Below are 11034 nucleotides of genomic sequence, written 5' to 3'. Positions count from 1 at the left end.
CACAGTTACAGTGTTCCTCCTTAACTGACTGGCATCAGGGCAAGCCCCCCTCCTACATTGCCCCCAGTGTTTCCCGGAGCAGTTTTCAAGCCGCGTGGCTTTCCTTTTTCAAGCTGTCCATATCGATCACGAACCGGTACTTCACATCGCCCTTGAGCATGCGCTCATACGCCTCGTTGATGCCCTGGATGTCGATCATCTCCACGTCCGAGACAATCCCGTGCCTGGCGCAGAAGTCGAGCATGTCCTGGGTCTCCTGGATCCCGCCGATCAGCGAGCCGGCCAGGCTGCGGCGCTTGAAGATCAGGTTGAATACGGTTGGCGACGGGTGCGGGCTGTCCGGGGCGCCGACCAGGGTCATGGTGCCGTCGCGCTTGAGCAGGTTGAGGAACGCATCGAGGTTATGCGGCGCGGCGACGGTGTTGAGGATGAAGTCCAGGCTGTTGGCGACCTTGGCCATTTCGTCCGGGTTCTTCGATACCACCACCTGGTCGGCGCCCAGGCGCAGGCCGTCTTCGCGCTTGTTGGGCGAGGTGGTGAACAGCGTGACATGGGCGCCCATGGCATGGGCGATCTTCACCGCCATGTGCCCCAGGCCGCCCAGGCCCACCACACCGACCTTCTTGCCGGGCCCGACCTTCCAGTGGTGCAGCGGCGAATAGGTGGTGATGCCCGCACACAGCAAGGGCGCGACGGCGGCCAGGTTGGAATCGTCGTGGGAGATGCGCAGCACGAACTTCTCCTTGACCACGATGCTGTCCGAATAGCCGCCAAAGGTATTTTCACCGCCGAACACCGGGCCGTTGTAGGTGCCGGTAAAACCGCTCTCGCAGTATTGCTCCTCGCCTTCGGCACAGGAAGCGCAGTGCTGGCAGCTGTCGACCATGCAGCCGACACCGGCGAGGTCGCCGACCTTGAATTTGCTCACATTGCCCCCTACCGCCGTCACGCGGCCGACGATTTCGTGGCCGGGTACCGACGGGTACAGGGTGTTGTTCCACTCGTTACGCGCGGTGTGCAAATCGGAGTGGCACACGCCGCAGTAGAGGATGTCGATCTGTACGTCGTCCGCCCCCGGCGCGCGGCGCTCGAAGGTAAAGGGCTTGAGGGCATCCGTGGCGTTCCGGGCGGCGTAGCTGTAGGTCTTGGCCATTTCGTTCACCTGTGTGATCTGACGGTAGAGGTCAGTGGACCAGCATAGACGCTGAACCGTTCAACCGAGCACGTTTGTACAATTTCCATCGCGTCCCTGCCCCTAACCTCACGGCTTTCAATCCCGTAGAAGTGCTGGAGAGTGGGCATGGGCAGCAAAGCAATCAAGGTATCTGTGGCATTGACGCTGCTGGCGAGCGCAATGATGGGCAATGCCTTCGCGGCAACCCCGAGCGTGGCCGTGGCGCCGCAATACGACACCAGCCACGTGTATGTGGCCCCGGCGGATGTGGAGCGTTTCGCCCAGAGTTTCCTCGCCACCTTTGGCGGCAAGAGCACGCCCCAGGTGGTGGTGAACGTGCTGCCGGTGCCGAGCAGCACCACCTCGCAACTGCTGCAGACGCCGGCGGGCACGGTGTCGCTGTTCGGTTTCACCACACCCATCCCGCACCCCTTCGGCCAGGAACGCAACGGCTACCTGGTCAAGGACATGGACGCGGCGCTCAACGCCGCGCGGGAAAACGGCGCCGCCGTTATCGTCAGCGACTTCCCGGACCCGATCGGGCGTGACGCCGTGGTGCAATGGCCGGGTGGCGTGAACATGCAGCTCTACTGGCACACCAAGACCCCGGACTACGCGGCGTTCCAGACCGTGCCGGAAAACCGCGTGTACCTGTCCACCGATCGCGCTGACGCCTTTATCAAAGCGTTTCTGGGTTTCTCCCACGGCAAGGTCCTGGCCGATGACAAACACGCGCCTGGCGTCGATGTGGGTCAGGCCACTGGCACTTACCGTCGCGTCGATATCGAGTCGCCATTCGGGCGCATGGCGGTGCTGGTCACCAACGGCCACCTGCCCTACCCCTTCGGCCACGAGACCACCGGTTATCAAGTGCCTGACCTGACGGCCACGCTGGGCAAGGCCACCGGTTCCGGCGCCAAGGTCTTGGTGCCGGCCTTTGACAGCAAGGGCCGGCGCAGCGCCGTGGTGGAATTCCCCGGCGGCTACGTCGCGGAAATTCACCAGCTCCACGCCGCAAAATGATTCGCCGCACAGGCTGGGGCCTGGCCGTGCTGTGGCCGCTGCTGCTCGGCAGCGCCCACGCCGACGAGCAACCGACACGACCGGCCATCAAGACCAATCGCTGGCAGGAGGACTGGTCGGTGCTGCGTGACCCGGCGTTACGCACGCAACCGCTGGACAGCTTGAAGTACATCCCGCTGTCCAGCGCCAACCCGTTCACCTATTTGTCATTGGGGGCGACACTGCGTGAGCGCTTCGAGATGAACGATGCCAGTGGTTTTGGGGTGAAGGACGTGAAGCGAGATCGCTACCTGATCCAGCGCTTCCAGGTGCACGCCGACCTGCACTTGAACGAATACTGGCGGCTCTTCACCCAACTGGAAGACGTACGCGCCTACGACAAGACCACGGTCGGCGGCGCCGACCAGAACCGCGTCGATCTGCGCCTGGCCTTTGCCGAATACGTCAATGCCTTCGGCAGCGGCACGCTCAAGGCCCGTGTCGGGCGCCAGGACTTCGCCTTCGACTTGCAGCGTTTCATCTCATCGCGGGATGGCCCGAATGTGCGGCAATCCTTCGATGCGCTGTGGGCCGATTGGGAAACGTCCAACTGGCGCTTTATCGGGATCGCCAGCCAGCCGGTGCAGTATCAGGACGAGCGGCACTTCGACGACACATCCAACCGTGACGCGCGCTTCCACATGCTGCGGGTCGAGCGGCTGGTGGGCGGCAAGAATGAGCTGTCGGCCTACTACGGCGTGTACGAACGCAGTGCCGCGCATTACCTCGACGCGGACGGCGATGAAACCCGCCACCTGTTCGACGCACGCCTGGGCGGTGCGGCCCTGGGGTTCGACTGGGACATCGAAGCCATGCTGCAAAGCGGCTCGGTGGGCAGCAAGGATATTCGCGCCTGGGCCGGGGGCAGCCGCACGGGGTACACCTTCGAGAGCCTGGCGTGGAAGCCGCGCATCGGCCTGCAACTGGACATTGCCTCGGGCGACCGCAAGACCGGTGACGGCACCGTCGGCACGTTCAACCCGCTGTTCCCCAACGGCTACTATTTTTCCCTGGCCGGCTATACGGGCTACAGCAACCTGATTCACGTCAAACCGTCGATCACCGTCAAGCCCATCGACAAGCTCAGCGTGCAGACCGCCGTCGGCCTGCTGTGGCGCCAGACCACCAGCGACGCGGTGTACACCCAGCCGAACCTGCCCGTCGCCGGAACCGCAGGCCAGGGTGAACGCTGGACCGGTGCCTATGGTCAGCTGCGTACCGACTATGTGTTTACGCCGAACCTCACCGGCGCGGTTGAAGCGGTGCACTACGCCGTGGGCCGCACCTTGCGCGATGCCGGCGGCGATGACAGCAATTACCTGGGGGTCGAGCTCAAGTTCAGTTGGTGACCCCAGGCAAGCACACCCGTACAAGCCCCCGGCCCGGTTTCGGGCAATAGTGAGGCTGGTTTTTCAGTCCCTCAATCAAGGAGTTTTCCATGAGCACATTCGTTGCCAAAGACGGTACCCAGATCTACTTCAAGGATTGGGGCAGCGGTAAGCCCGTGCTGTTCAGCCACGGCTGGCCGCTGGATGCCGACATGTGGGAATACCAGATGGAATACCTCAGCAGCCGTGGCTTTCGCACCATCGCGTTCGACCGCCGTGGCTTTGGCCGCTCGGACCAGCCGTGGACCGGCAACGACTACGACACCTTCGCCGACGACATCGCGCAGCTGATCGAACACCTGGGCCTCAAGGACGTGACCCTGGTGGGCTTCTCCATGGGCGGCGGCGACGTGGCCCGCTACATCGCACGCCACGGCAGTGCACGCGTGGCCGGCCTGGTGCTGTTGGGCGCAGTGACGCCGATCTTCGGCCAGAAGCCCGATTACCCCCAGGGCGTGCCGACCGAAGTGTTCGACGGCATAAAGGCCGGGTTGCTGAAAGACCGTGCGCAGTTCATCGCTGACTTCAACACGCCGTTCTTCGGCATCAACAAGGGCCAGGTCGTTTCCGAAGGTACGCTGACCCAGACCCTCCAGATCGCCATGCTGGCGTCCCTCAAGTCGACCGTGGATTGCGTCACCGCCTTTTCCGAGACCGACTTCCGCCCGGACATGGCCAGGATCGACGTGCCGACCCTGGTGATCCACGGTGACGGCGACCAGATCGTGCCGTTCGAGACCACCGGCAAGGTTGCAGCCGAGATGATCAAGGGCGCCGAGCTGAAGGTGTACAAGGATGCGCCCCACGGTTTTGCCGTGACCCACGCTCAGGCCCTGAACGAAGACCTGCTGGCGTTCCTGAATCGCTGAAACACCCGCTCCTTTGGCCGGCACGCCACTCCCCTGTAGGAGCGAGCTTGCTCGCGAAGATCGTCAACGATGACGCAGTAAATCAGATTTGACGCGTCGCTATCGAGTTCTTCGCGAGCAAGCTCGCTCCTACAGGAGTTGGTTTACCCGGCCTTTTTTTCCAGTGCCAGGCGCCCTGGTCCGGCAATCAGGATGCTGGTGAACATGATCAACAGCAGCCAGCCGAATTGCCCTTCCAGCAGCGTCCACTCCGGATGCACCACCACCATAGCAATCACCAGCACCGCCAGAATCGGCAGGCACGCCAGGCGCACCAGCACCCCGGCGATGATCAGCAGCGGGCACAGCACTTCGGCGAAAATCGCCAGCAGCAAGGTGACATGGGCGCCTAGGTGAAACGGGTCTTCGATCTGCTTCAACTGCTCGCTGTAGTTGAGCAACTTGGGCAGGCCATGCACCCACAGCAGGAACAGCGCCCCGCTGCCTCGCAGAAACAACAGCCCCAGGTCCTGGTGTCTTGATTCGTTCATATGCGCTCCGGTGGGTTGACAGGTTATCGACGTCGATTGTGTCCACGGCGCGGTACGCATGCTTGCAAGCCTGTGCTGACTAATCCCCCGTTCCGGCAAACCCCGCGACGATTTCATCGATCACCGCCCGCACCCGTGCGGTGTGGCGCAGGTCGGCGTGGGTCACCAGCCAGACGTCGTAAGGCAACGGCCGCGCGCGCTCCGGCCACAGGCGTACCAGCCCGTCGCGCTCGCCGGTGAGGATCGGGATTTCGCCGATGCCGATCCCGGCGGCGATAGAGCGGCGCACCAACAGGCTGGAACTCAGGGCGGCGACGATGCGCCCACGGCCCAGGGGTTCCGAGACCAGGGTCATGTCCTTCTGGGTTTGCAGGTACGGTTGATAGACCACAAGATCATGCCCTTCAAACAGGCTGCCCGGCTCCGGCGTACCCTGGCGATCGATATAGGCCTGGGACGCAAACAACCCCACCGGCCAGCGCGCGAGACGCCGGGCGATCAGGTCGGGGCTGTCCGGGCGGGTGTTGCGCACGGCGATGTCGGTCTCGCGTTTGGCCAGGCTCAGGAACTGGGTAGACGCGTCGAGCTGCACGCGCACATCCGGGTGCTGGACGTGCAGGCGCGCAATCGCCGGGATCAGGAAGTCGATGGCCAGGGAGTCGGTGGTGCTGACCCGTACGGTGCCGGTCAGGCGGTCATCCAGGCCCTGGATCTGGCGCTCCAGCTCCAGGGCCGAGCGTTCCATTTTTTCCACCGAGTACAGGGCGGCCTCGCCGACGGCGGTCAGGGCGTAGCCTTCGGAGGTGCGCAGGAACAGCGTGGCACCCAGGGACTTTTCCAGGGCGTTGACCCGCCGCCCGACTGTGGCCTGGTCGACCCCCAATACCCGTGCGGCCCCGCGCAACGTCGACTCGCGGCAGACCGCCAGGAACACCCGTGCATCATCCCAATTCATGCTGCCTCCTTATGCTGCATATCTGCATCACAGCGACGTGTTTTCGCTGCATTATTGCATCCAAAAACCTGGATATGCTGGGCACCAGAGAAAAATACCCAGGACCGCCATCATGCTCGACACTCACGCCCCACCCCGCCGCTCCGTGTGGCTGCCGATCTTCGCAGGCCTGTGCGCCAGCCTGGTCAGCATCGGCCTGGCACGTTTTGCCTATACGCCATTGATTCCGTCGCTGATCCAGGCCCAATGGTTCAGCGCCAATGACGTGGTGTACCTCGGTGCCGCCAACCTGGTGGGTTACCTGATCGGCGCGCTGATCGGGCGGCCCATCGCCCAGCGCACCTCGAACAGGACAGCGCTGCGCCTCATGATGGTTGCGGTGACCCTGGCGTTCTTCGCCTGTGGCTTCCCGCTGTCGGTGGTGTGGTTCTTCGCTTGGCGCCTGCTGTCGGGGATTGCCGGTGGCGCAATCATGGTGCTGGTGGCGGCGACCGTGTTGCCCCATGTACCGGCCGCACGCCGGGGTCTGGCCAGTGGGGCGATCTTCCTCGGCATCGGCCTGGGCATCGCCGGCTCCGGCACCCTTGTGCCGCCGCTGCTGAGCCTGGGTTTGCAGCAGACCTGGCTCGGCCTCGGCCTGTTGGCCCTGGTGCTGACCGCCGCCAGCTGGTTCGCCTGGCCTGCGGGCACGCTGCATGAAGACGCGCCGCCATCCGGCGCGGCCGTAGCAACGCCTTCCGGCGTGTACCTGCTGTTCGCCCAATACGCCTTTATGGCCGCGGGGCTGGTACCGGCGATGGTGTTCCTGGTGGATTACGTGGCCCGTGGCCTGGGGGCCGGGGCGCATATCGGCGCGATGATCTGGGTGATGTACGGCCTGGGGTCGATTGTCGGGCCGGTCACTTACGGGTTCCTCGCAGATAAACTGGGGGCGCGCTTGAGCATCCGCGTGGTGCTGGTGGTGCAGGCGATTGCCGTCGGTGCGTTGCCGTTTGCCGGCTCGTTGACTGGCCTGGCGGTGCTCGCGGTGATCCTCGGTTCTTTCCCGCCGGGCATCGTGCCGTTGGCGCTGGCGCGGGTGCACGAACTGCTCCCCAACCATCATCAGCAGCAGGTCGCGTGGAGCCGTGCCACGGTGTCCTTTGCGACTTTCCAGGCGCTCTCGGGGTTTGCCTATTCCGCCCTGTTCAACGTCAGCGGAGGCCAGCATGCGCTGTTGCTCATGATCGCCGCGGGGGCGATAGTGGTCGCCCTGGCCCTGGAACCGGGCATGCGCCTGCTGAACCGTCGGCCGTCCGACGCGGTCCCAATCCATACGCTCATCGCTGCAGGTAATCTGAAATGACGCTTCCCAAAGAAATGACCCTGATCGAAATCACCACCCCCGGTGGCCCCGAGGTGCTGCAACCACGCCGGGCAGATGTACCGGTGGCGGGCCCCGGCGAGATCCTGATTCGCGTGCATGCGGCCGGTGTCAATCGCCCCGACGCCCTGCAACGCGCCGGCAAGTACCCGATGAAACCCGGCATGAACCCGCTGCCTGGCCTGGAAGTGGCAGGCGAAGTGGCCGCGCTGGGCGACGGCGTGAGCGAATTCGCCGTGGGCGATAAGGTCTGTGCCCTGACCAATGGCGGCGGCTATGCGCAGTTCTGCACGGTGCCCGCCAGCCAGGCGCTGCCGATTCCTGAAGGCATGGACTGGATTCAAGCCGCCGCCGTGCCGGAAACCTTCTTCACCGTGTGGGCCAACCTGTTCGGCCTCGGCGATGCCCACACCGGCCAGCGCGTGCTGATCCACGGCGGCACCAGCGGCATCGGTACGACCGCGCTGATGCTGTGCCGCGAATTCGGCATCCAGGCCTTCGCCACCGCCGGCAGCGCCGACAAATGCGCGGCCATTGCCCAGCTGGGCGGGGAGCCGATCAATTATCGCGAGCAGGATTTTGCCGAGGTCATCGCGCAACAGACCAACGGCCAGGGTGTGGATGTGATCCTCGACATCATGGGCGGCTCGTATCTGAACAACAACCTCAAGGCCCTGGCCATGGACGGCCACCTGGTGATGCTGGGTTTCCTCGGCGGCGCCAAGGCCAACGACGTCGACCTGTTGAGCATCCTCGGCAAGCGCGCGGTGATTACCGGCTCGCTGTTGCGTGCGCGCAGCAAGGCTGAAAAAGCCGCGATTGCCGAACAGTTGCGCGAGTACATCTGGCCGGTATTGGAGGCCGGGCGTTGCCTGCCGATCATCGACAAGGTGTACGCATACACCGACGCCGCCCAGGCCCATGCGCGGATGGAAGGTGGGGACCATATCGGCAAGATTGTGTTGCGGGTTGAGTAACCAGCAGGCAACACAAAAAAATGCGGGACGGTCAAGCAGTAACCTGTAGTGAGCGGGCTTGCCCCGCTCACCACAAAAAGCCCGCTCACCACAGTTATAGTGTTCCTTCTTAAATGGCTGGCATCAGGGCAAGCCCCCTCCCACATTGACCGCGTTCTTACTCGGAATAGGTGGGGTAGTCGATGTAGCCAACCTCACCCCCACCATACATCCCCTCCTCCCGCAGCGGGTTCAACGGCCAGCCCTTGAATAGCCGTTGCGGCAGGTCCGGGTTGGCAATGAACGGCCGTCCGAACGCAATCAAATCCGCCAGACCGGCGTCCACCAGTTTCGCGCCGCGTTCAGCGGTGTAGCGACCGGCGTAGATAATGCGACCGCTGAAGGTGCTGCGCACGGCTTCACGGAAGCTGTCGGGCAGCACGGGGGCGTTGTCCCAGTCCGCTTCGGCGATGGACACGTAGGCGATGCCCGACTGTTCCAGCACCTTGATCGCTTCGATGTAGGTGTGATGCGGGTCTTCTTCCACCAGGCCGATGTACACACGGTCCTGGTCGGTGCCGCTGAACAACGGCGAAAACCGCACGCCCAGGCGCTCCGGCCCGACCACCTTGCTGACGGCTTCGACGATCTCGCGCAAAAAGCGCAGGCGGTTGTGCAGCGAGCCGCCGTATTCATCGTCGCGCTGGTTGGAATGGGCTGAGATGAACTGGTTGACCAGGTAACCGTTGGCCGAATGAATTTCCACGCCGTCAAACCCGGCGTCCAGGGCATTGCGTGCGGCCTGGGCGTAGTGCCCGACCAATTCTTCAATCTCGAGCACGCTCAAGGCGCGAGGCACCGGCGGTTGCTTCAATTCACCCGTGCCAGGCCCGGTCTCGATAAAGGCCTTGGCTTGCTGGGCTTGAATCGCCGACGGTGCCACCGGTGCGGCGCCGTCAGGCTGCAAGGCGTTATGGGACACACGGCCCACATGCCACAGCTGGGCAAAGATCACCCCGCCTTCGGCATGCACCGCGTCGGTGACCTTGCGCCAGCCGTCGATCTGCGCCGGGGTGTAGATGCCCGGCGTCCAGGCATAACCCTGGCCACGGGGTTCGATCTGCGTACCTTCGCTGACCATGAAACCGGCCGTAGCGCGCTGGCGGTAATACTCGGCCATCAGGTCGGTGGCGATATCGCCGGGCTGGGCGCTGCGCTGGCGTGTCAACGGTGGCAGCACGATACGGTTGTTCAAGGTGTGATGACCCAGTTTGACCGGGGTACTTAAGATGCTGTTAGTCATTGGGGTATTCCAAATTCGAGACGAGCAAACGCATTGGCGACTGTTGCAAGTCGCCAATGAATGGAAGGGTTAATTAACTTACGCGGTGAGTTTGAGCAGCGCCTTGGCCACGTCACTGGAACTGGCAGGGTTCTGCCCAGTGATCAGCAAACCATCTTCGAGCACGAAGGATTGCCAGTCGGCGCCCTTCTGATAGTTGCCGCCCAGTGCCTTGAAATCATCTTCAATCAGGAACGGCACCACCTCGGTCAGGCCCACCGCCGCTTCTTCCGAGTTGGAGAAGCCGGTGACGCGACGGCCCGTGACCAGCGGCTCGCCATTGACCGCCTTGACGTGGCGCAAGGCGCCCGGTGCGTGGCAGACAAAGCCGATGGGCTTGCCGGCACGCTCGAAGGACTCGATCAGGGCGATGGACACCGGTGACTCTGCCAGGTCCCACAGCGGGCCGTGGCCGCCTGGGTAGAACACGGTGTCGAAGTCGTCAGCGTTGACCGTGTCCAGCTTGACCGTGCTGGCCAGGGCCTGTTGCGCGGCAGGGTCGGCGGCAAAGCGGCGAGTCTGCTCGGTTTGCGCGTCGGGCGAGTCACTCACCGGGTCCAGGGGCGGCTGGCCACCGGCCGGGGACGCCAGCACCAGTTCGGCGCCGGCGTCCTTGAACACGTAATAGGGTGCGGCAAATTCTTCGAGCCAGAAGCCGGTCTTGCGGCCGGTGTCGCCAAGCTGGTCGTGAGAGGTCAGTACCATTAATACTTTCATTTTCCAGTGCCTCGATCAGTGAATGTCTGTGTGTCCAGGGCAACCCAACAGCTGTCGGGTCAGCAGCAACGCCTCCTCGAAAGGCGCGGATGTACGGGTGATCTTGCTCATCACGCTGGTCCCCAGCCACAGCGCGTACAGGCGCCGGGCCAGGCTTGCAGGGGCTTGGTCGACGTCCAGGGAACCGTCCTCAAGGCCACGCTGTATGGCGATGGCGAGTAGATCGATGGTGCGCGACGTGCCACGTTCCAGCGCCAGGCGCATGGGCTCTGAAAGGTCTGACACCTCCGCACCCAGTTTGACGGCAAGGCATTTGCCCGCATCGGTGCAGCCGGTCTGGTTGTCGATCCAGGCCTGCCAATAACGCATCAACTTGGCGTGCTGGGATAAACCGGGTTGGTCGAACAGTTGCTGCATGCCATGCACGTAGTTGTCGAAGTAGGTGTCGAGCAACACGACACCGAAGCCATCCTTGGAGTTGAAGTAGTGATAGAACGAACCTTTAGGCACCTGGGCGGCTTGAAGTATTTCGTTCAAGCCCACCGCAGAGAATCCTTTACGGCCAACAATCAACTGCGCCGTGTCGAGAATGGTCTGCCGTGCACTTTTAGTTTCGCTGCTCATGCTTCACTCCGTCCCGATTAGACCAGTCGTCTAGTTCGTTGAGGGAATGTTAGG

10 protein-coding genes and 1 pseudogene are annotated in these 11034 nt (G+C 63.3%); 5 read left to right on the top strand and 6 right to left on the bottom strand.

Translation table 11 applies throughout. The annotated features are described in order from the left end of the window. Nucleotides 1-85: 85 nt before the first annotated feature. Complete coding sequence (locus F6S08_RS11990) at nt 86-1153, bottom strand: NAD(P)-dependent alcohol dehydrogenase (protein ID WP_065926250.1); 1068 nt, start codon at nt 1151-1153, stop codon at nt 86-88. A gap of 147 nt (nt 1154-1300) precedes the next feature. Here F6S08_RS11990 and F6S08_RS11985 point away from each other — a divergent pair, with 147 nt between their 5' ends. The 3 genes from F6S08_RS11985 to F6S08_RS11975 all read left to right on the top strand — a co-directional run bounded on the left by F6S08_RS11985 (nt 1301) and on the right by F6S08_RS11975 (nt 4493). Further along, on the top strand, nt 1301-2197 hold the full coding sequence (locus F6S08_RS11985; RefSeq protein ID WP_065926249.1) for a VOC family protein: 897 nt from the start codon (nt 1301-1303) through the stop codon (nt 2195-2197). After that, a complete protein-coding gene (locus F6S08_RS11980) occupies nt 2194-3585 on the top strand; it encodes an alginate export family protein (RefSeq protein WP_065926248.1) in 1392 nt (463 codons plus the stop codon). Before F6S08_RS11985 ends, F6S08_RS11980 begins: the two co-directional genes overlap by 4 nt. Nucleotides 3586-3674: 89 nt before the next feature. After that, nucleotides 3675-4493, top strand: coding sequence for an alpha/beta hydrolase (locus tag F6S08_RS11975; protein ID WP_315871638.1), 819 nt, complete (start codon nt 3675-3677; stop codon nt 4491-4493). Between the two features lie 143 nt (nt 4494-4636). Here F6S08_RS11975 and F6S08_RS11970 read toward each other — a convergent pair whose 3' ends face one another. Continuing rightward, complete coding sequence (locus F6S08_RS11970) at nt 4637-5023, bottom strand: DoxX family protein (protein ID WP_065926247.1); 387 nt, start codon at nt 5021-5023, stop codon at nt 4637-4639. Between the two features lie 79 nt (nt 5024-5102). Beyond that, complete coding sequence (locus tag F6S08_RS11965) at nt 5103-5978, bottom strand: LysR family transcriptional regulator (RefSeq protein WP_065926246.1); 876 nt, start codon at nt 5976-5978, stop codon at nt 5103-5105. 112 nt (nt 5979-6090) lie between these two features. On the opposite strand from F6S08_RS11965, the gene F6S08_RS11960 reads away from it, so the two are divergent. Beyond that, a complete protein-coding gene (locus F6S08_RS11960; RefSeq protein ID WP_315871637.1) occupies nt 6091-7323 on the top strand; it encodes a YbfB/YjiJ family MFS transporter in 1233 nt (410 codons plus the stop codon). Next, nucleotides 7320-8318, top strand: coding sequence for an NAD(P)H-quinone oxidoreductase (locus F6S08_RS11955; protein WP_074846110.1), 999 nt, complete (start codon nt 7320-7322; stop codon nt 8316-8318). The genes F6S08_RS11960 and F6S08_RS11955 overlap by 4 nt, the downstream gene beginning before the upstream one ends. A 157-nt stretch (nt 8319-8475) precedes the next feature. Here the strand turns inward: F6S08_RS11955 and F6S08_RS11950 are convergent, their stop codons facing one another. The 3 genes and pseudogenes from F6S08_RS11950 to F6S08_RS11940 all read right to left on the bottom strand — a co-directional run bounded on the left by F6S08_RS11950 (nt 8476) and on the right by F6S08_RS11940 (nt 10980). Beyond that, nucleotides 8476-9600: an alkene reductase gene (locus F6S08_RS11950; protein WP_065926243.1), complete on the bottom strand. Its 1125-nt coding sequence runs from the start codon at nt 9598-9600 to the stop codon at nt 8476-8478. Nucleotides 9601-9678: 78 nt separating this feature from the next. Then, nucleotides 9679-10356 carry a type 1 glutamine amidotransferase domain-containing protein gene (locus F6S08_RS11945; protein ID WP_315871636.1) on the bottom strand — a complete coding sequence of 226 codons (678 nt, stop codon included), beginning with the start codon at nt 10354-10356 and terminating at the stop codon, nt 9679-9681. Then, a pseudogene (locus F6S08_RS11940) lies at nt 10353-10980 on the bottom strand (TetR/AcrR family transcriptional regulator). Before F6S08_RS11940 ends, F6S08_RS11945 begins: the two are co-directional and overlap by 4 nt. Nucleotides 10981-11034: the final 54 nt, after the last annotated feature.

The sequence above is a fragment of the Pseudomonas sp. JV449 genome, from assembly GCF_032424295.1.
Lineage (GTDB): Bacteria > Pseudomonadota > Gammaproteobacteria > Pseudomonadales > Pseudomonadaceae > Aquipseudomonas > Aquipseudomonas marginalis.
This window is presented reverse-complemented; position numbering and strand designations above follow the sequence as displayed.